Below are 19,588 nucleotides of genomic sequence, written 5' to 3' on the forward strand. Positions count from 1 at the left end.
ATTGTCAGTTCATGTTGTAAACCCTATATTTGTCCGTTTCAAAAAATGACCATTAAATTAATTTAGAATGCAAAACAAAGGACTTATCAGGCTTTTTGCTATTTTATTTGGTATTGTAAGTATCTATCAATTATCATTTACTTTCGTAGCAAATAAGGTAGAAAAAGAGGCCGAAACTTTTGCCGTGAACAAAATTTCTGATGCAGAAGAGGATTATGTGGCAAAAAGGGAAGTTGAGGAATCCAGATTCTTAGATTCTGTTTCCAACCAGGAGGTTTATAACATCGGTGTTGCGAGTTATACCTACAGCGAGGTTAAGGATAAAGAATTGAACAAAGGGCTGGACCTTAAAGGTGGAATTAACGCCATCCTGCAGATCTCTGTTAAGGATATCCTTAAGGGATTGGCAAATGATTCGAAGAATCCCGTATTCAACAAAGCACTTGCTCAGGCAGACGAAGCTTCCAAGAACAGCCAGGAAGACTACGTAGACCTGTTTTTTGCGGAGTTTGAAAAATTGAGCAATGGCTCAGTTAAACTGGCTTCACCTGATATCTTTGCAAATAAATCACTCAGCGAGCAGATCAATTTTCAGATGTCGGATGCAGAAGTTAAACCTATCATCAGGCAGAAGATCGATGAATCTATCGTTTCCGCTTTCGAAGTATTGCGAAAGCGTATCGATAAATTCGGTGTAACTCAGCCAAACATTCAGCGTCTCGGTACTTCAGGTAGAATTCTTGTAGAACTTCCGGGTGCAAGAGAGATCGAAAGGGTGAAAAACCTTCTTCAAAGTACTGCACAACTTGAATTCTGGGAAACCTATAAGTCAGAGCAGGTAGCACCTTACCTGATTCAGGCTAACAATATTCTTAAGGATATCGTTAAAACAGAAGATAAAGCAGTTGCTGAAACACAAACTTCAGAGATCGATTCACTTCTTTCAGATGCCGCTCAGGACTCTCTTGATCTGGCTAATGAGAACAACCCGTTGTTCAATCTGATCGTAAGTGGAGGATTCCAGGGATCTCCTGTAGTAGCGACAGTTGCTACGAAGGATACCGCTCAGTTCAGAGCCTATTTAGAGACTCCTGAAGTAAAACGTTCGCTGCCTGCGACTCTTCAATTCGTGAAATTCGATTGGGGAATTCCTGCTAAAGGATCTGAAGTAGTTGAACTTTATGCTTTAAAAGGTAACAGAGAGAACATTCCTGCAATGAACGGGGATGTGATCACTGATGCGCGTCAGTCTTATGATATCGCTCAGAGACCTGCAGTTTCCATGCAAATGGATACCAGAGGAGCTAAGATCTGGGAAGAACTGACCGGAAAAGCTTTCCGTGAGGGAGGTAATATTGCGATCGTTCTTGATAACATCGTTTATTCTGCCCCCGGAGTGTCTAAAGGTGCTATCACCGGTGGTAACTCTGAGATCTCAGGTAACTTTACTATCGAAGAAGCAGAAGATCTTGCAAACGTATTGAGAGCTGGTAAACTTCCTGCATCTGCTGAGATCATTCAGTCTGATGTAGTAGGACCGTCACTAGGTCAGGAAGCTATCGACAGCGGTATGATGTCATTCATGATCGCTATGTCGCTCGTACTTATATGGATGCTTTTCTATTATGGTAAATCAGGTATTTTCGCTGATATCGCTCTTGTATTTAACATCGTACTTATTTTCGGTGTGCTTGCAGGTCTCGGTGCCGTATTGACCTTACCAGGTATCGCAGGTATCGTACTTACGATCGGTATGTCGGTAGATGCGAACGTACTTATCTACGAGCGTATTAAAGAAGAAGTTAAGAAAGGTAAAGGACAAATGCAGGCGATCAGTGATGGTTTCGGAAATGCATTGTCTTCAATCCTTGATGCTAATATCACAACGGGACTTACCGCTATTATCCTATTGTTGTTCGGTACAGGTCCGATTCAGGGATTTGCAACTACCTTACTTATCGGTATTGCAACTTCGTTGTTCACAGCGATCTTCGTAACCAGATTACTGATCGAATGGCACGTTAAAGGTGGTAAGAAACGTATGGATTTCTTTACTCCGATCACTAAGAACCTTTTCCAGAATATCAATATCAATTTCCTTTCAAAACGTAAGATTGCTTATGTGATCTCCGGTACACTTGTTTTGGTGAGTATCATTGCATTGGTTACTAAAGGACTTGAAGGTGGTGTTGATTTCGTAGGGGGACGCAGTTATCAGATTCGTTTTGTGAATCCGGTTAGTCCTGCTGAAATCGGTGGTGAACTGGATGCGGTTTTCGGAAAAACTGAAGTAAAGACTTTTGGTGGTGCTAACCAGGTCAAGGTTACGACAAAATATAAAGTGGATGAGGAAGGTTCTCAGATCGATGACGAAATCCAGGAAACCTTATTCAAAACACTTCAGAAACATTTACCTGATGGAATTACTTATGATGAATTCGTTCATGGTAGTGGGACTGATAATATCGGTATTCTTCAGTCGATCAAGGTTGGACCAACCATCGCGGATGATATCAAGAAAAATGCGGTTTGGGCGATCTTAGGATCACTGTTGGTAGTGTTCCTGTACATCCTGTTGCGTTTCCGTAGATGGCAGTTCTCTCTGGGTGCAGTAGTAGCGGTATTCCACGATGTTGTTATCGTGTTGGGTATCTTCTCATTGCTCTCCAGTGTTATGCCATTTAATATGGAAGTCGATCAGGCATTTATCGCAGCTATCCTGACCGTAATCGGTTACTCATTGAACGATACGGTGATCGTGTTTGACCGTATACGTGAGGTGACTGCCGAGCGTGGATGGAGAGGTGGAGATAATATCAATAATGCGCTTAACAGTACGTTGAGTCGTACATTGAATACCTCGATGACCACCTTAGTGGTAATGCTGGCTATCTTCATTTTCGGTGGAGAATCACTTAGAGGATTTATGTTTGCAATGATCGTTGGTATTGTTGTGGGTACATACTCTTCCTTATTTATCGCTACACCGGTGATGTTCGATACCCTGAACGATAAAGGAGTGGCTAAGCTTAAAGCTGAAGATAAGAAAGTTGAAAAAGAAAGCGTCAATGCTTAATTAGTGTTCAAATACCATTATCACATACATGTGAAAAAGGCCATCCAAACGGATGGCCTTTTTATTTTGTCGCTAATAGATAGGTGGCGGTATTTCTTATCGTTATCTTTAAATTTAGCTGTAGTGTTTAAATTAACGATTGAGCTTGTTTAGGTTTAATTTAACCCCGTTAACCGCAGGTTTAGGGATGTTGTAGTCCTTCAGGCTAAAGATGCAGGAGCAAACTTTGCATTCCAGTAAATATCCAGGGTCGCGAAGCTTACTAAGCTTGTTGTCCGTATTGATAATATCCTCGAAATACAATTTGCCACTGGTTCTGAAATCGTCAAGACTATACACCTTTAACTGGTCCGAATAACAATCCGGACAGCGGTCTGTAGCTTTAAACATTTCGGGAGTGGGATTTTCGCGAATCAGTTGGTCGATTCGTTCATAAGTGAGATTTTTGGCAAGTAAAAAATGCTCAATTTTGTTTTGAATGTCCTCTGAAAGGTTGCCTGAAGAAAATCTGGCATAGTAAGCCAGATGAACATCATCCAGTCCTTTCAGAAACTGAATTAATTGTTTCATATGCGTTTATTAGTTAGGTGATGATTTAAAAGTAAGAAAATGATTTGTTAACAAACGTTAACAAAGCTAATTTGTTAATAACTAACAGGTTAATGTTTATTAACTGTTGTAGATACAACCTAACTGAAACAAAATGTTTTATTTGTAACTAAATTGAAGGAAATCTCCGGTTTGAATGTTCCGGGTGTCGGCTTGACCCGCATTAATTTCTAAAACGTACTTCGCTGGTTTTGTGGATGGAAGGGTCGTTTCGTCCATTGGTTTGGCATCATGGATGATATGTACCACTTTTCGATTTGAATCGGCAAAGATCAAATCTAAACCGATATGCGTATTCTTCATATGGAAATACTGAAGGGATTCATCATCCATAACAAATAGCATTCCCTGATCGGGTTCCATGCTGTTTCGGTACATCAGTCCCGTCTCACGTTCATAATCATCATCGGCGATTTCCACCATGATCTGAGCGATTGTAAGGGTGTCATTGCGAATAATGGTGATCGTATCCTCTGCTTTGAATTTTATAGCCACAGTCTTGATCGTGTCCTTGGAACCAGATGGGTCTTTACAGGAACTAAGGATCACTAACGTGAAAAGCGCGATCGAAGAGAGGAGTACGGATCTATGCTTCATGGCGTCTTATTCTTTCACTTCAATGAATTTGGGCTTTCTGAACATAAAATAAAAGCCTGCAATGATAAAAGGTATACTTAGCCATTGTCCGGTTGAAAAAGTTCCCAAAGCAGTCTCAAATCCGCCTTGTGAACGTTTGAAGAATTCTGCTATAAAGCGAACGGTCCAAAGGAGTACCAGGAATAATCCGAAAATATAACCGAGTTGCTTTCGTTTTTCTGTTTTCCAGTATACACTCCAAAGTATGATGAACACGATAACATAGCCGAAGGCCTCATATAATTGTGCGGGATGTCTTGGGAAATCTTCTCCCAGACGCGCGAATACTACGCCATAATCACTTTTGGTCGGTTTCCCTACGATTTCCGAGTTGAAAAAGTTACCCAATCTTACGAAGATGCCTCCAAAGGCAACCGCCAGAATAATTCGGTCTAAAATCCATAGAACCGGTTTTTTGATAACTTTTTTGCTGTAAAGATACATGGCGATGATAATACCGATAGCGGCACCATGACTCGCCAGTCCCTGAAATCCGGTAACCTTGAATTCCGGTGAGAACTGAAATGGAAGGAAAACACTTAAAGGGTCTGTGATGAATACTTCCGGTTCGTAGAAAAGGAAATGTCCCAGTCTGGCTCCCACCAGTGTAGATACCACCGTATAGATGAACAGACTGTCCAGTTTTTCCAGGTCTACACCTTCGCGATTATAGATCTTTTTCATGATCACCCATCCCATGGAAAAAGCGATGATGAACATAAGACTGTAATATCGTAAAGGGTATGAACCAATGTGAAAAAGTGTTCCGTCAGAATCCCAGGTAATACTTAAAAAATGCATTTTCGGTTATGTTTTGAACGTAAATATAGGGTTTTGGAAGTTAATTTACTGTAAACATTAACGGGAAACCGGTAATATTTTAACGGGTGTGATCAGGGAACGGGATCGTAACCCGATCCTCCCCATGGATTGCAGCTGGCTATTCGTTTGATTGCCAGCCAACCTCCTTTGAAAACACCGTATTTTTTCAAGGCTTCAACCGTGTATTGTGAACAGGTTGGTGTGTACCTGCAGGTGGCGGGTGTAAGGGGGGAAATTACGGTTTGATAAACCCTTACCAGAAATATAAATGGTGCTGTAAGTATCTTTTTTAACATGATTACTTAATTCAGGCTGAAGGTAGTACCTTCTTTGCCATCCTTTAATTGTATCCCGAGTTCTGCAAGTTGATCTCTGATCTGATCGGAGGTTGCAAAGTCTTTATCAGCCCTTGCTTTAGCGCGTAGTTTGATCAATAACTCAACGGCTCCATTCAGTTTATCCGTGGAAAGTTCACCTTCCTGTTGCTCATCTTTCAATCCTAATACTTCGAAAACAAAAACATTCATGGTCTCCTTGAGTAGCTCAAGGTCTTCCATGCTGATCGTTTCTTTGTTTTCTGCGATTTGATTGATATGGCGTGCGGCATCAAAAAGATTTGCGATCAGGATCGGACTATTAAAATCATCGTTCATCGCATCATAACATTGTTGTTGCCATGCAGCCACATCAAACACTCCTTTATTCGAAGGATCGATATTGTCGATCAGTCTGATGGCTTCCATCAGTCTGTTAAAACCTTTTTCAGAAGCTATCAGTGCTTCGTTACTAAAATCCAATATGCTTCGGTAGTGTGCCTGTAACATAAAGAACCGGGTCACCGTAGGGGAAAACGATTTGCTTAAGATGTCGTTATCACCACTGAAGATTTCGTTAGGTAAAATGTTATTTCCTGTGGATTTAGCCATTTTCTTGCCATTAAGGGTAAGCATATTGGCATGCATCCAGTAGTTTACCGGAGATTTTCCTTTGGAAGCTTCATTCTGTGCAATTTCACATTCGTGATGCGGGAATTTGAGATCCATTCCACCACCGTGAATGTCAAAATGCTCACCGAGGTATTTGGTGCTCATCGCGGTACATTCGAGATGCCATCCGGGAAATCCGTCACTCCAGGGAGACGGCCAACGCATGATATGCTGAGGTTCGGCTTTTTTCCAAAGAGCGAAATCCTGTGGGCTCTTCTTTTCAGATTGCCCTGCGGTTTCGCGGGTATTGTGGATCATATCCTCGATATTACGACCACTCAGTTTACCATACTGATGCGTTTCGTTAAACTTGATCACGTCAAAATAGACAGATCCGTTCACTTCATAAGCGTATCCGCTTTCCAGGATCTCACTGATGATCTCGATCTGTTCAATGATGTGTCCGGTAGCGGTGGGCTCAATACTTGGAGGAAGATTGTTGAATCGATTCAGGGTATTGTGGAAATCCACAGTATAACGCTGCACGACTTCCATTGGTTCGATCTCCTCCAGTCTTGCCTTTTTTGCAATACGGTCTTCACCGCTGTCTGCATCGTTTTCAAGATGACCGGCATCCGTAATGTTTCTGACATAACGCACTTTATAACCCAAGTGTTTCAGGTATCTGAAAACCAGGTCAAATGAGATAAAAGTGCGGCAATTTCCCAGGTGTACATTGCTGTAAACGGTAGGTCCGCAAACGTACATGCCAATGTGGCCGGGGTTGATGGGTTTAAAAACTTCCTTATCTCCGCTTAGAGAATTATAGATCTTTAACTCCTGCTTGTCGTATAGCATCCGGTATGTCGGGTTTTTATATTGAAGGGATCGTTATTATTATTTCTTAGAATTCGGTATCGAGGTGAAGGTAATCCAGGAATTCTCTTCGAACGGCCTGGTCTTTGAACTTTCCGCCGAATTCAGCGGTAACCGTGCTGCTTTCAATATCGCGGATACCTCTGGAATTAACACAAAGGTGTTTTGCATCGATCACACAGGCAACGTCTTTGGTTCCGAGTACTTCCTGTAATTCCTGAACGATCTGCATCGTCATACGTTCCTGAACCTGAGGTCGTTTCGCGTAGAAATCAACAATGCGATTCATTTTGGAAAGACCGACCACGGTCCCGTTGGAAATATAGGCAACGTGTGCTCTTCCGACGATGGGAAGGAGGTGGTGTTCGCAGGTAGAATAGACAGTAATGTTCTTTTCAACCAGCATTTCCCCGTATTTATACTTGTTCTTGAAGGTAGAAGCTTTTGGTCTTCTGTCAGGATGTAATCCGGCAAAGATCTCTTTTACGAACATCTTGGCCACCCTTCTCGGAGTGCCTCGTAAACTGTCATCGGTAAGATCCATTCCCAGTGTTTCGAGAATATGGTATACCTGATTTTCGATTCGCTCTATCTTTTCATCGTCGGGCATGTCGAATGCATCTTTGCGTAGAGGGGTTTCTGCAGAAGAAGCAACGTGTTCGTTCCCGAGTTCTTCAAAATGGTCTTCCAGTGCTTTATCTATTTTCATTACTGTTAATCTGAGTGTTAGCGCCGTTATTTCTTCAGTTTCAATAGCTGATGTAAAACTAATGAATGTTTCCGGTACGTGAAAAAATTGACAGCAAAGATAACGATTTATCGACTATTAACGTCAATTAGGGTTTAACTTAAATACAGTTCATATACTTCAGCGGTTTCCGGAATCACTGATCAGATTGTTAGTCTGTGATCAGGGGTTATCCCTTACAGGGTAAATGAAAAAGATAATAGGATGTTCGAAATCTGATTACTGATGTTTGCGGTAGAGGTGAGTCCTACATCATAAAGCTGTGGATTCAGGTCTCTTTCAGCAAGGCTGTATGTGGCGTCAATACGCCATCCGTTAAAGTCCAGTCCCATTCCAAAAGAGTAACCGGTTAGGTCTCCGATTGTATAGCCGTTCTTGTATGGAGATTCTTCAAAGCGATATCCACCCCGTAAACTCACGATTCCCATTCGATATTCTCCACCGATCCTGTAGGTGCTGACCGCTTTCAACGATTGTCCGATATAATTGTTTTCCGCTGCAAAAGTTGGATCTCCGGTCGGTTTGAGCTTGGCATTAGACATGTCCTGATAACCGTAATCAAAGCTTAGAAGACCAGCTTTTCCAAATACGAGTGCAGCACTTGCGTTCAGTTTTGAAGGGATCTGAATAGTGTAATCGGGATACCTTAGGATAACATTGGGGTACACTTCAACGAGGTCGGTAGCACCTGAGTCATTATTGATCACATCTGTGTTTATACCCTGTAGGAGTTCGTCGGATAGGGAATACCAGGTGGGCGACTGATAGCTGGCTCCGAGACGAATCATGTCGCTGACCTTTGCAATGATTCCTGCATTAAAGGAAAAAGCGGTCCCAAAAGTGTGAAGTTCATTGTCGAACTGAACGTATTGCAATGTGGAGGAATCGCTATAGCCGTATTCGTCGAACTGGGTGATCTTTCTGCGATCTACAGCATGAAAGTTCAGGTTGATCCCGGCATAAAGTGAATTCATGAGTTGTGTTGCCAAATTGAAAGTGAACTTGTGATCGTAACCTGAAGTTCTGACCCATTGTTCCTGGGAAATAGTTCCGCTGTAACTTCCGTTTGGAATATAACCTGTACCTGAACCATCGGGATCGATCACATATGCCTGGTATCCCAGGAAGCCTTGTTGGGCATCATATCCGAAAATATCGCCGATATTGATGTATGCATCGCTGATCGATTCGCCTCTCAGTACACTGAGATCATCCGGAGTATAACCATTGGCATAGGCAGCGAAATATTCGCCGATAGAAGTGTTTCCGGCTCCGTTGATGAAGTATTCATCTTCAAAATTATTATTGAGTTCATAATTGAAACCAAAGGTCACCTTGTTTACGGTAGAGGAGGCGTCTCCATTTTTGAAGACCATTATACCACCGACCTGATTGAGTTCATAGTGATTGAAATTGGTATTGGAAAACCCGTCGAAATAACGCGTGTCGTTATCGATGCCGTATCGTCCTGCGGAAATGGTCATGGTAGAATTGGAAAATACCGCTCCACCAGCCGGATTTATATTCATAGCCGACATATCTCCTCCAAGCGCCCCGAAAGCTCCGGAAAGCGCTCTGTATCTGGCGGTTCCCGTTAGATCATTGAGGCCGAAGGCGGTAACGTCATTTATGGTTTGAGCCTGATTGTATTGCAGGGCAAAGCCCACGATTAGTAGTGTGATGAGTAAACGTTGAATTTTCATTGCTTTTTTGTGATGGGTTAGAACAAAGAAACAGCCACAACTATTTAAAAACGTCATCTAAATACTTGTGACTGTTTCGGGGTTGTATCATTGATATCTGTCGAACTTCCTTAGGAGCGTCGCGATTTTATTATCAACCTCCTCTGCGGCTACCGCCACCTCTTGAGGATGATCCTGAAGATCGGCTGCTTCCGGAACTTCCACCCGAACTTCTCATCGTTCCGGATGAAGAAGATCGTCGTACTGATCCTCCGGAACTGGATCTGTTATAGGTGTTATTGCTCGATCTTGAATATGTGGAATTATTGCTTCTCGAAGGTGTGCTGTAGGTTGAATTTCCCTGAGCGCTTCTGGAGATCACACGACGGTTCTGACTTCCGGAAGTGTATCCACGATTACTGCTGTATGAGTTTCTATTGGTTCTGATGTTCGCTGAATTCGAATAACCTCTTCTGGCATTCACATTTGCATTTCTGTTTGCTGTGGTATTTCGCCCTTGCGAATAATCTCTGCGATTGGAAACTCCGCTCTGACGGGAATAGTTTCCACGGCTTGCCATCCGATTGTTCATTTGGGTGTATCGCGTACCTCTTCTTTGTGTGGTCTGGTGGTAACGACCATTGTAGTAATCGTAATTTCTCCAGCCGTTATAGTAAGGGTAATAATAGCCTGGATATCCGTAGCCGTACCAGCCACCATACCAGCCACCAGCCCATCCGGGTCCGTAATAGCCACCATACCAGCCGTTCCAGCCCCAGCCCCAGCCCCAGGAAGGACCATACCAGCCACCCCAGTACCATGGGTTATAATAACCGTACCAGCCTCCGTAACCGTATCCATAACCCCAGTTCCAGTAGTTGTCATAGAAAGTCACTTCTACAGAAGATGGATTATCTCCCCAACCCGGGTTTCCGATCTGATAATCGAGAGTATAGTTGATGTTTACATCAGTACTATCGTTTACATCGGTACTGCTGTAGGCATCAATATCTGTAAAAACCGGATCCTGGTCGATCTGCTCCTGCATTCTTTCCAGAGTTTTAACGGTAGAGTTGAAATAATTTTCGTAATCGGTAATGGCTACATCCGACATGGGTTCTTCTGCTTCTTCCTGAACATTTTGACCGGGTGTCTCATCGCGATAGTACACGATATCATCCGTATATATGCCGTCATTGCGGTAATATGAAGCTTCCTGAAAAGAACCACATGAAGAAATTAACGTTGCCACGATCAAGGCACTTAGTGCCGTATAGATTTTTTTGAAAGGGTATGGCAGTTTCATCACGTGTTTTTTTTATTGTTGAACATTACAAAAATAGTTAGTTTTGCCGAACTATCTTCTATTAATATAAGTCGCAAGATTTATGCCAAACTTAAGTAATGGGTAAGAATTTAACGAAAAGATCCGAGGATTATTCAAAGTGGTATAACGAGCTGGTTGTGAAGGCCGATCTCGCTGAAAATTCAGGAGTACGTGGTTGTATGGTTATCAAGCCATACGGATACGCTATCTGGGAAAAGATGCAGGCAGAACTCGACAGGATGTTTAAGGAAACAGGACATGAGAATGCCTATTTTCCATTGTTCATACCGAAGTCGTACCTGAGCAGGGAGGCTGATCACGTGGAAGGCTTTGCAAAGGAATGTGCTGTAGTGACACATTACCGTTTAAAGAATGCCGAAGACGGAAGCGGGATCGTGGTAGATCCTGAAGCAAGACTTGAAGAGGAATTGATCGTACGACCAACATCAGAGACGATCATTTGGGATACGTATAAGAAATGGGTGCAGTCTTACCGTGACTTGCCTATCAAGATAAACCAGTGGGCCAATGTGGTGCGTTGGGAAATGAGAACGCGTCTTTTTCTGAGAACCGCTGAATTCCTGTGGCAGGAGGGGCATACTGCTCATGCAACCCGGGAAGAGGCCGTGGAGGAAGCCGAACTGATGATGAATATCTATGCCGAATTTGCAGAGAAGTTCATGGGTGTTCCGGTAATCAAAGGAGTGAAATCGGAAAGTGAACGTTTTGCCGGGGCAGTGGAAACCTATTGTATCGAAGCATTGATGCAGGACGGGAAGGCGCTGCAAGCTGGAACCTCGCATTTTCTCGGACAGAACTTTGCCAAGGCCTTTGATGTGAAATATGCAAACAAGGAAGGGCAGCAGGAATATGTTTGGGCTACTTCATGGGGGGTTTCAACACGATTGATGGGAGCACTGGTGATGACGCATAGTGATGATAACGGACTCGTACTTCCTCCAAACCTTGCGCCTATACAGGTGGTGATCGTACCGATCTATAAAGGGGAAGAACAGTTGCAGGCGATTTCAGAAAAGGTGAAGGGTCTTGTTGCTGCATTGAGGGCTAAGGGTATTTCCGTTAAATTTGATGACAGGGATACACAAAAGCCGGGATGGAAGTTCAATGAATATGAACTGAAAGGTGTGCCGGTCAGAATCGCAATGGGAATGCGAGACCTGGAGAACGGAACCTATGAAGTTGCAAGAAGGGATACGCTCGAGAAGGAAACTGTTCCTGCAGATGCCGTTGTGGAAAAAATAACAGGTTTACTGGAGGATATTCAGGAGAGGATTTTTAATAAAGCCCTTGAATATCGCGATACCCATATCACTGAGGTAAATTCATTCGAAGAGTTTAAATCAGTTCTGGAAGATAAAGGTGGATTTATTTCTGCGCATTGGGACGGAACCCCGGAGACAGAAGATAAGATCAAAGATCTGACCAAAGCTACGATCCGTTGTATACCTCTGGATCAAGTGGTTGAAGAAGGAGTTTGTGTGTATTCCGGGAAGCCTTCAAAGGGAAGAGTATTGTTCGCAAAAGCCTATTGATTTAAATTTTTTAATTTTTTTTAATTGCATGCTTGCGACATTTAAAAATAGTTGTATTTTTGCATCCGCAATTAAGAAAAAAACGGTCCGTTCGTCTAGGGGTTAGGACGCCAGGTTTTCATCCTGGTAACAGGGGTTCGATTCCCCTACGGACTACTAAGATTAAGATTATTGATAACAAGACCATTTTGGTGGTCGCTCTGAAAAGAGTTTTGGTCCGTTCGTCTAGGGGTTAGGACGCCAGGTTTTCATCCTGGTAACAGGGGTTCGATTCCCCTACGGACTACAAAGTTTAAAACAAAGGTATGTAGAGTAACAAAAAGGTTGCTCTACCTCTCAAAAAACAATAGTTAGAGAAGATGGCAAATCATAAGTCGGCATTAAAAAGAATCAGAAGAAACGAAGCAGTTCGTTTAAGAAACAAGTATCAGCACAAGACTGTACGTAACGCGATCAAAAAATTGCGTAATACTGAGGACAAGAAGGAGGCAGAAACTTTATTGCCTACTGTCATCGCTATGATCGACAAGCTTGCGAAGAAGAACATCATTCACGCTAATAAAGCTGGTAACCTTAAATCAGGTCTTACTAAAAAAGTAACAACTTTAGCTTAATTAAGCGATTGAAAGCATAGATACAGGCGCCCCAGTAGGGGCGCTTTTTTTTGTTAATACCGGTACGGATACCCTACCGTCGTGAACGTTTTTCAAGTAGTATCCTCATTTCAAATAAGGGTTATTTCAGAGCATTTATGCATCTTCTGTAATGGTAGTCTTTTAACTGAATATTAATCTGTAACTTATCGCTAACTTAGCCTGTATTCTAATCTAGATTGGCTAACTTTGCAGCCTTAAAAACACATAAAATGCAAGACGGAATCTACGCAAAATTCGATACCTCAAAAGGGGAGATCCTGGTGGAGCTTACTTATCAACAAACTCCTGGTACTGTAGGGAACTTTGTAGCCCTGGCTGAAGGAACCATGGAGAACGAAGTAAAGCCACAGGGCAAGCCGTATTATGACGGACTCAATTTTCACAGAGTGATCAACGATTTTATGATTCAGGGTGGATGCCCTAACGGAACCGGTGCAGGTGGTCCGGGATATCAGTTCGATGATGAATTTCATCCGGAACTGCGTCACGATAAGGCTGGTGTGCTTTCTATGGCAAATGCAGGTCCTGGTACCAATGGTAGTCAGTTCTTCATTACCCACGGAGCTACTCCATGGCTTGATGATAAGCATACTGTTTTCGGACAGGTTGCCGAAGGTCAGGATGTAGTGGATACCATCGTTCAGGGTGATAAGATCAATAGTGTTACCATCGTAAGAGTAGGCGATGCTGCTGAAAAATGGAATGCGATCGAAGCGTTCAGAACTTTTGAAGGTGAACGTGAAAGAAGGCTTGAAGAGGCACGTAAACAAGCTGAAGAAGCTCTTGAGAAATTAGCTGCTGGATTTGATAAGACCGATAGCGGATTACGATATAAGATCATTCAGAAGGGTAATGGACCTAAAGCAGAAAAGGGTAAGACCGTTTCTGTTCATTATAAAGGACAACTCGAAAATGGTCAGGTATTCGATTCTTCCTACAGAAGAAATCAACCGATCGATTTCGTTCTGGGTGTCGGACAGGTTATTTCTGGTTGGGATGAGGGAATTTCCCTGTTGAATACCGGAGATAAGGCAAGGCTGGTTATTCCTTCACACCTGGCATACGGAAGTGCTGGTGCAGGAGGAATCATTCCGCCGAACGCTACACTGATCTTCGATGTAGAACTCGTTGGTATAAAATAATGACCATAAAATTATAAGATGAAACCCGTACTGAAAAGTGCGGGTTTTGTTTTTTAATAGTCTCAACCTTTTAGTGTAACCATGTATCCAGTTACCTGTAACCCGGTAACTTCGCAATGCTGTCACTTCGTAACATTGTAACACCGTAACTTAAATTCGATTTGAGCAAAATAAAGATACCACATGCAGTTCACTATTTACAGTCTATAACAATTATTCCTGTATCACTAAAGCAATACAGGAATAATCGGGTGGCTAATTTAAAGTGCTGGTGGTTGTAATTCAGGGTTGGGGGGTTAATCGAAGGTAGGGTTTTACCTCCTTGAATCCCTTGCTGAATAATTGTCCGGCTTCTTCATTGCTGATAGAAGGACTGATCACAACGTCTTCACCTTGTTTCCAGTTAGCGGGGGTTGCAACCTTGTGATAGGCGGTCAACTGTAATGAATCGATCACTCGTAATAATTCATCAAAGTTTCTTCCCGTGGAAGCAGGGTAGGTGATGATCAGTTTGATCGTTTTATCCGGTGCGATTACATATACGGAGCGTACCGTCAGGGTATCATTGGCATTGGGATGGATCATATCATAAAGGTTACTCACTTTCTTGTCTTCATCAGCGATCAATGGAAAATTGACATTGGTGTTTTGAGTTTCATTGATGTCGGTGATCCAGCCTTTATGAGAATCGAGTCCGTCAACACTTAAAGCGAGCACTTTAGTGTTGCGTTTGTCGAATTCGTGTTTGTATTTAGCGACGGTTCCAAGTTCTGTAGTACATACCGGCGTATAATCTGCCGGATGAGAAAATAAGATACCCCAGCTGTCGCCGAGATATTCATAAAAATCGATATTTCCTTCCGTGGTCTGCGCCTGGAAATTCGGCGCTTTATCACCTAATCTTAATGCTGACATAATGTGATTTTTAATTATTAGTCTATAAAGTTACTAGATTAATAAACATGATCAGATTACGGGAGCTTAAAAGATTGTTAATATTCAGGGGTTCAGCAGGGTAAATTTAAAATCGAAAAGAGTTGATAATGATGGTAGTGCTTTATTCCTTCCATTTTATATTGCAGCCCATACTGGGTTTTTGTTTTTTATAGATCGAAATTCCCATCAAAGCAGCGTCGATAGCAGTTCGGATATCTCGTCCGGAGATCGGCATACTGTTTCCTGGACGTGAATCATCAAATTGACCGCGGTAAACCAGTTCCAGATTTCTGTCGAAAACGTAGAAATCCGGCGTACAGGCAGCGTCGTATGCCTTGGCTACCTCCTGTGATTCGTCATATAAATAAGGGAATATGAAATCATTCTCTTCAGCGTTCAATTTCATTTTATCTGGCGCATCTTCCGGGTATTTTTGGGCATCGTTACTCGAGATTGCAACAAATCCTACCGCTTCGTTGTTATAATCTTTTGCGAGTTTAGAGATTTCCTTATTGAGATGTTTAACGTAGGGGCAATGGTTGCAGATGAACATCACGACGGTTGCTTTTTCGCCATAGACATCACTGAGCTTTAAAGTTCTTCCGGAGACAGTATCCGGTAATGAAAAGTCTGGTGCTTTTGTTCCTAAAGGGAGCATTTTACTTTCAGTTCGGGCCATAAATCATTTTCATTTTGAGTTTACCGTAATGTACAAAATAAATGCCGGATGACCATTAGTTAAAGCTGATACTATATTTGAAAACTAAATCTTAAAAATGATTAAAAGATTTGTAGGGGCGTTTATTCCTTCGTAAATTATTGCTTATCAATTTGATGTAAAAATGGAAAGAGCATATGACAGCCTTTCTGTAGCGATCGATGCATTGCGCAGAGAGGGTTATACAGAAGATTTTAATCTTTGTGAAGCCGGAATAGAGAACAAACATAAAAAGACCCTCCATGAAGCGGATGAGCTGAATGTCGTCAATTATTATCGTTTTGAAGGGATGACCAATCCTGACGATAGTTCGGTGCTTTACGTGATCGAAACCGATTCGGGTGAGAAGGGTGTTCTCGTCGATGCTTATGGGGCTTATTCGGGAAATGTTCCCCAGGAGATGATAAAAAAACTCCATTTAAAATAAAATTTGATTACTTCGTATCTGAAATAAAAATTCAGATCGAAATGGAAGAAATTCAATGGAGCGATTTTACTAAAGTTAAAATAAAGGTCGGTACGATCATCAGCGCTGAGGATTTTCCGGAAGCCCGAAATCCTGCTTTTAAACTGCAGATAGATTTTGGACCGGATCTCGGTGTTCTGAAATCTTCAGCACAGATCACCCGTAGGTATAAAAAGGAGACCCTGATTGGAAAACAAGTGGTTGCGGTTGTCAATTTCCCAAAAAAGCAGATCGCAAATATGATGAGTGAATGTCTGGTCATAGGTGCGGTCGGACCCGATAATGATGTAGTTCTCTTGTCACCTGATCAGAAAGTTGACAATGGATTACCTGTCGCATAAAAAAGCCCGGATGATATCATCCGGGCTTTTTTATCTTTTCATTTCTATTTTACATCATCTTTCCGAAAAAGACCGCATTCATCATCAGTTTATTGGTTCCATACCAGAATGCCCTGAAATTGGGGTTATCTGTAAACATGATGATATTTCCTCGGCCTGACCCCTTTACTTTGAAGGGAACGCTGTTTTTAAGAACTTCCAGGTTGTCTTCGGTAATATAGCCACTTAATAAAGGGTTATTCGTATACTGAATCGGGTTGTTATAACTTTGTTTGTCAGCTTCCAAATAGAGGTTCGTGTTTCTGAACAAAGCTAAATGGTTATTTGTGTAGCCGAAATTGATCGGGTGTGAGCGATCGATCTTTGCCTCGAAAATGGCTCCGCTTGTAAGCTTTGCTCCTTGATAGTTAGACATTTGTTCATAAGTGATATTCTTGGCAATCTCTTCCTTATCAGATGCTTTAAAGTCAAATTCTGCAAGTTTTTGTCTTTTTAACCATCGAAGTGTATTGCGGAAAGCGATCACATTCCCACCGTTTCGAACATACGTTTTCAGTTTGTCGGTAAAGTTGTCATTAAAACCACTGCCGCTGGTATTTGGAATGATGATACAAGTATATTCTTCGAGATTTACCCGGTCTATATAATCAACGTCTAGTTTGGTAATCTGCATCGCATAGCGCTGATCGAAAAGATGCCAGATCTCGCCTGCATCATAGGAGGTGATCCCGGAACCGGTGATGATACCTACTTTTGGCTTTTCCAAAGCTGTGAAATCATTACTTCCGAGGTCGATACCCTGAGTGTATCCGGTTCCGGTGCCGTGAATAGTGATATGAGCTTCTTTGGCCACTTCCTGCATTAGGGAGTATAGCTCATCTGAATCGAGCTTTTGCCCCGCAACGGGTATCATGATCGTTCCATAATCGTATTTCTTGCCTTCCACTTCGAAAGGAGTCTTTCCGACTTTAGCCCGAACTTCTGATCCAAGAATTTTGTTCAATGCCTTAGGTGTATAATATTCATGCCATTCGAACAGGTAGGCATACTCGCTTTTCGAGGTGACCATTCCTTCAGCCAATGAAAATGGAGTTTCTGTATATTCTGAAGCTGAAATTCCTGAGGTTTCACTGTAGTCGAGATCGAAAGCCAGTGGGAAGGTCCAGGCGGAAATATCATAGAACAAACTGTCTTCAAATTCGGTGCGGGTTTCGAACATCGCCTTTAGTAAGCGGATGTTTTTCTGATCTGCAGGTGCATAATAAGCATGTCCCTTCGTAAATTTATTACCGTCGATCTCTTTATTCTGAGCGATAGGATATACCTTGATCTGTTGTCTTTCGAGAATTTCTGCTAAATGATATGCTCTGGCAGCATCCTTCGGATTTCCGAAAACGTACCCTTTGCTTCCTTTTACTTCTTTCTTGGTTTGCACATAGAAATCATGCTGATATTTGAGCAGTTCCTCCCGAAGTGCAACGGCAGCCTTTAAAGTAGATAATCCAGTAGTGAACTGGTTTCTAATAGTGAAAGGGAAGGTGAGCGGACCGTTAACGCTGTTTTGAACATGACCTCGTGAGCTGCCTTGTTCAAACAGAATTCCGATACTTCCGTTAACATCGGGAAAGGTGGAACCTTTACCGTAATAATAATCGTCATAATTCTCTTCCGAATAATAGAGAGACCCGATCTTATCGAGTCCTTTTACATGATATTGACCGATGGCAGCAGTGAGTTCCTGATTTAGTTTTGGAGTTAGTGGATGTACTCTGGATGGTTCTCCGGGTTGGAAGAAGAATGAGGAATTGGTGCCCATTTCATGATGGTCGGTGAGGATATTCGGTAACCATTCGTGAAAGCTGGCAATTCTCGATCTGCTTTCGGGTAACTGAACGGGTAGCCAGTCGCGGTTCATATCGAACCAGTAATGATTGGTCCTTCCGCCAGGCCATACTTCATGGAATTCACGGTCATTATTGTCAGGGTTGAGATGTTCACTTCGGTTGGTGTTTGCCCAGTATGAGAATCGCTGAAGTCCGTCAGGATTGAAACTCGGGTCGAAAAGTATAATAACGTTGTTGAGTATGGAGTCGATCTCCGAACCATTGGCAGCAGCCAGATAATAGGCAAGTGCCAGTGCTGCATTGGAGCCACTGGGTTCATTTCCATGAATGGAAAATCCCTGATATACCACGGCGGGCATGTTGCTTATATCGGGTAAAGAACCAGCGTTGGTCAATGCCAGGTGCTCCCTTTTAATATTTTCCAGGTTCGAGTGGTTCTTTGCACTCGTGATGATCAGGAGGGGGAGGGGTCTTCCTTCATAAGTGGTACCTCTCTCCGTGTAAACAATACGCGGCGAAACCTCTGATAGTTTCTTCATGTACTGGATAAGTTTGTCGTGAGTGACATGCCATTCGCCTACTTCATGACCGATGACCGCCTTGGGTGTTGGAATGGCAGCGTCATATGAAGTTCCTTCCGGCAGATAGTAGCTCAAATCTAGCGTTTGCTGCGCATGAAGAGTCAGGTTGATAAACAGAATGAGGGATAGTAAAAATCGTTTCATAGCTTGGTTGGATTGGTCTAAAATGAAAAAACCGCTACCAAATCAGGAAGCGGTTTTAATTATATTTTTAAAGTAGCTTATATGTCATCAAAGCTTATGTCTGTGAATTTTTCAGTACTTACGATCTCTCCTTCTTCAGAGTCGTTTTCTGAAAATCCTTCTTTTTTGAAGTCTTTCTGATGTCTTTCAGAGATTACTTCTTCACCTTTCTGATCGATCACGTAGTCGGTCATTTCCTCAAGGATCTCCGTAAAAGCAGTAAAGTCTTCTTTGTAAAGGTAGATCTTGTGTTTTTTGTAGTGATAAGAGCCGTCATCATGGGTGAACTTTTTACTTTCGGTTATCGTCAGGTAATAATCTCCTGCCTTTGTACCTCTCACATCAAAAAAATATGTCCTTCTTCCTGCTCTCAATACTTTCGAGAAAATCTCATCTTTCTCGCTAAAACCTTTGTCACTCATAATCTCTCCTAAGTGGTTTTTAATTTGTTAACAAAATCAAAAAT

Annotated in this window: 18 protein-coding genes and 2 tRNA genes; 8 read left to right on the forward strand and 12 right to left on the reverse strand. The window is 42.3% G+C overall.

Annotation, left to right across the window (positions count from 1 at the left end; all coding sequences use genetic code 11):
• The first annotated feature begins 67 nt into the window (after positions 1 to 67).
• Positions 68 to 3,076: a protein translocase subunit SecDF gene (gene secDF / locus DMZ48_RS11655; RefSeq protein ID WP_143955332.1), complete on the forward strand. Its 3,009-nt coding sequence runs from the start codon at positions 68 to 70 to the stop codon at positions 3,074 to 3,076.
• 132 nt (positions 3,077 to 3,208) lie between these two features.
• Here the strand turns inward: secDF and DMZ48_RS11660 are convergent, their stop codons facing one another.
• From DMZ48_RS11660 to DMZ48_RS11695, 8 genes are all read right to left on the reverse strand, one after another.
• Complete coding sequence (locus DMZ48_RS11660) at positions 3,209 to 3,646, reverse strand: hypothetical protein (protein ID WP_143955333.1); 438 nt, start codon at positions 3,644 to 3,646, stop codon at positions 3,209 to 3,211.
• A 138-nt stretch (positions 3,647 to 3,784) separates the two neighbouring features.
• Complete coding sequence (locus DMZ48_RS11665; RefSeq protein WP_143955334.1) at positions 3,785 to 4,282, reverse strand: DUF192 domain-containing protein; 498 nt, start codon at positions 4,280 to 4,282, stop codon at positions 3,785 to 3,787.
• A gap of 6 nt (positions 4,283 to 4,288) precedes the next feature.
• Entirely contained in the window at positions 4,289 to 5,122 is an 834-nt protein-coding gene (gene lgt, locus DMZ48_RS11670) for a prolipoprotein diacylglyceryl transferase (RefSeq protein WP_143955335.1), read from the reverse strand.
• Between the two features lie 92 nt (positions 5,123 to 5,214).
• Positions 5,215 to 5,439 carry a membrane protein insertion efficiency factor YidD gene (gene yidD / locus DMZ48_RS11675; protein WP_143955336.1) on the reverse strand — a complete coding sequence of 75 codons (225 nt, stop codon included), beginning with the start codon at positions 5,437 to 5,439 and terminating at the stop codon, positions 5,215 to 5,217.
• A 6-nt stretch (positions 5,440 to 5,445) separates the two neighbouring features.
• Positions 5,446 to 6,927, reverse strand: coding sequence for a cysteine--tRNA ligase (cysS, locus tag DMZ48_RS11680; protein WP_143955337.1), 1,482 nt, complete (start codon positions 6,925 to 6,927; stop codon positions 5,446 to 5,448).
• A gap of 46 nt (positions 6,928 to 6,973) precedes the next feature.
• Complete coding sequence (gene folE, locus DMZ48_RS11685) at positions 6,974 to 7,654, reverse strand: GTP cyclohydrolase I FolE (protein ID WP_143955338.1); 681 nt, start codon at positions 7,652 to 7,654, stop codon at positions 6,974 to 6,976.
• A 215-nt stretch (positions 7,655 to 7,869) separates the two neighbouring features.
• Complete coding sequence (locus tag DMZ48_RS11690; RefSeq protein ID WP_143955339.1) at positions 7,870 to 9,396, reverse strand: OmpP1/FadL family transporter; 1,527 nt, start codon at positions 9,394 to 9,396, stop codon at positions 7,870 to 7,872.
• Positions 9,397 to 9,529: 133 nt separating this feature from the next.
• Complete coding sequence (locus tag DMZ48_RS11695) at positions 9,530 to 10,681, reverse strand: hypothetical protein (protein WP_143955340.1); 1,152 nt, start codon at positions 10,679 to 10,681, stop codon at positions 9,530 to 9,532.
• A gap of 98 nt (positions 10,682 to 10,779) precedes the next feature.
• On the opposite strand from DMZ48_RS11695, the gene proS reads away from it, so the two are divergent.
• From proS to DMZ48_RS11720, 5 genes are all read left to right on the forward strand, one after another.
• Complete coding sequence (gene proS / locus DMZ48_RS11700; protein WP_143955341.1) at positions 10,780 to 12,255, forward strand: proline--tRNA ligase; 1,476 nt, start codon at positions 10,780 to 10,782, stop codon at positions 12,253 to 12,255.
• A gap of 84 nt (positions 12,256 to 12,339) precedes the next feature.
• Positions 12,340 to 12,411 (forward strand) — tRNA-Glu (locus DMZ48_RS11705).
• Positions 12,412 to 12,469: 58 nt separating this feature from the next.
• Positions 12,470 to 12,541, forward strand: a tRNA-Glu gene (locus DMZ48_RS11710).
• 73 nt (positions 12,542 to 12,614) lie between these two features.
• Positions 12,615 to 12,869, forward strand: a complete 255-nt coding sequence (rpsT, locus tag DMZ48_RS11715) for a 30S ribosomal protein S20 (protein WP_143955342.1) — start codon at positions 12,615 to 12,617, stop codon at positions 12,867 to 12,869.
• 251 nt (positions 12,870 to 13,120) lie between these two features.
• The gene (locus DMZ48_RS11720; protein WP_143955343.1) at positions 13,121 to 14,053 is read left to right on the forward strand and encodes a peptidylprolyl isomerase; all 933 of its coding nucleotides are present in this window, start codon (positions 13,121 to 13,123) and stop codon (positions 14,051 to 14,053) included.
• Between the two features lie 282 nt (positions 14,054 to 14,335).
• On the opposite strand, the gene DMZ48_RS11725 is transcribed toward DMZ48_RS11720, so the two are convergent.
• The gene (locus DMZ48_RS11725) at positions 14,336 to 14,968 is read right to left on the reverse strand and encodes a peroxiredoxin (protein WP_143955344.1); all 633 of its coding nucleotides are present in this window, start codon (positions 14,966 to 14,968) and stop codon (positions 14,336 to 14,338) included.
• A gap of 142 nt (positions 14,969 to 15,110) precedes the next feature.
• Complete coding sequence (locus DMZ48_RS11730; RefSeq protein ID WP_143955345.1) at positions 15,111 to 15,668, reverse strand: thioredoxin family protein; 558 nt, start codon at positions 15,666 to 15,668, stop codon at positions 15,111 to 15,113.
• A 163-nt stretch (positions 15,669 to 15,831) separates the two neighbouring features.
• Here DMZ48_RS11730 and DMZ48_RS11735 point away from each other — a divergent pair, with 163 nt between their 5' ends.
• Together DMZ48_RS11735 and DMZ48_RS11740 are read left to right on the forward strand one after the other, a co-directional pair.
• Positions 15,832 to 16,134, forward strand: a complete 303-nt coding sequence (locus DMZ48_RS11735) for a phosphoribosylpyrophosphate synthetase (protein ID WP_143955346.1) — start codon at positions 15,832 to 15,834, stop codon at positions 16,132 to 16,134.
• Between the two features lie 41 nt (positions 16,135 to 16,175).
• Positions 16,176 to 16,514, forward strand: coding sequence for a tRNA-binding protein (locus DMZ48_RS11740; protein WP_143955347.1), 339 nt, complete (start codon positions 16,176 to 16,178; stop codon positions 16,512 to 16,514).
• Positions 16,515 to 16,563: 49 nt separating this feature from the next.
• Here DMZ48_RS11740 and DMZ48_RS11745 read toward each other — a convergent pair whose 3' ends face one another.
• Positions 16,564 to 19,083 (reverse strand): M14 family metallopeptidase, encoded by a 2,520-nt coding sequence (locus tag DMZ48_RS11745; protein WP_143955348.1) that lies wholly within the window; start codon positions 19,081 to 19,083, stop codon positions 16,564 to 16,566.
• Between the two features lie 77 nt (positions 19,084 to 19,160).
• Positions 19,161 to 19,544, reverse strand: coding sequence for a PUR family DNA/RNA-binding protein (locus DMZ48_RS11750; protein ID WP_143955349.1), 384 nt, complete (start codon positions 19,542 to 19,544; stop codon positions 19,161 to 19,163).
• Between the last annotated feature and the right edge of the window lie 44 nt (positions 19,545 to 19,588).

Origin of the sequence: Robertkochia solimangrovi (assembly GCF_007279655.1) — a bacterium.
Taxonomy (GTDB): Bacteria; Bacteroidota; Bacteroidia; order Flavobacteriales; family Flavobacteriaceae; genus Robertkochia; species Robertkochia solimangrovi.

What these genes read in the sequence shown, in the direction of transcription:
- folE (WP_143955338.1), bottom strand. Translation starts at nt 7,654, where the DNA reads ATGAAAATAGATAAAGCACTGGAAGACCATTTTGAAGAACTCGGGAAC.
- DMZ48_RS11730 (WP_143955345.1), bottom strand. Translation starts at nt 15,668, where the DNA reads ATGGCCCGAACTGAAAGTAAAATGCTCCCTTTAGGAACAAAAGCACCA.
- DMZ48_RS11740 (WP_143955347.1), top strand. Translation starts at nt 16,176, where the DNA reads ATGGAAGAAATTCAATGGAGCGATTTTACTAAAGTTAAAATAAAGGTC.
- DMZ48_RS11690 (WP_143955339.1), bottom strand. Translation starts at nt 9,396, where the DNA reads ATGAAAATTCAACGTTTACTCATCACACTACTAATCGTGGGCTTTGCC.
- cysS (WP_143955337.1), bottom strand. Translation starts at nt 6,927, where the DNA reads ATGCTATACGACAAGCAGGAGTTAAAGATCTATAATTCTCTAAGCGGA.
- DMZ48_RS11695 (WP_143955340.1), bottom strand. Translation starts at nt 10,681, where the DNA reads ATGAAACTGCCATACCCTTTCAAAAAAATCTATACGGCACTAAGTGCC.
- DMZ48_RS11720 (WP_143955343.1), top strand. Translation starts at nt 13,121, where the DNA reads ATGCAAGACGGAATCTACGCAAAATTCGATACCTCAAAAGGGGAGATC.
- rpsT (WP_143955342.1), top strand. Translation starts at nt 12,615, where the DNA reads ATGGCAAATCATAAGTCGGCATTAAAAAGAATCAGAAGAAACGAAGCA.
- lgt (WP_143955335.1), bottom strand. Translation starts at nt 5,122, where the DNA reads ATGCATTTTTTAAGTATTACCTGGGATTCTGACGGAACACTTTTTCAC.
- DMZ48_RS11725 (WP_143955344.1), bottom strand. Translation starts at nt 14,968, where the DNA reads ATGTCAGCATTAAGATTAGGTGATAAAGCGCCGAATTTCCAGGCGCAG.
- proS (WP_143955341.1), top strand. Translation starts at nt 10,780, where the DNA reads ATGGGTAAGAATTTAACGAAAAGATCCGAGGATTATTCAAAGTGGTAT.
- DMZ48_RS11665 (WP_143955334.1), bottom strand. Translation starts at nt 4,282, where the DNA reads ATGAAGCATAGATCCGTACTCCTCTCTTCGATCGCGCTTTTCACGTTA.
- yidD (WP_143955336.1), bottom strand. Translation starts at nt 5,439, where the DNA reads ATGTTAAAAAAGATACTTACAGCACCATTTATATTTCTGGTAAGGGTT.
- DMZ48_RS11660 (WP_143955333.1), bottom strand. Translation starts at nt 3,646, where the DNA reads ATGAAACAATTAATTCAGTTTCTGAAAGGACTGGATGATGTTCATCTG.
- secDF (WP_143955332.1), top strand. Translation starts at nt 68, where the DNA reads ATGCAAAACAAAGGACTTATCAGGCTTTTTGCTATTTTATTTGGTATT.
- DMZ48_RS11735 (WP_143955346.1), top strand. Translation starts at nt 15,832, where the DNA reads ATGGAAAGAGCATATGACAGCCTTTCTGTAGCGATCGATGCATTGCGC.
- DMZ48_RS11745 (WP_143955348.1), bottom strand. Translation starts at nt 19,083, where the DNA reads ATGAAACGATTTTTACTATCCCTCATTCTGTTTATCAACCTGACTCTT.
- DMZ48_RS11750 (WP_143955349.1), bottom strand. Translation starts at nt 19,544, where the DNA reads ATGAGTGACAAAGGTTTTAGCGAGAAAGATGAGATTTTCTCGAAAGTA.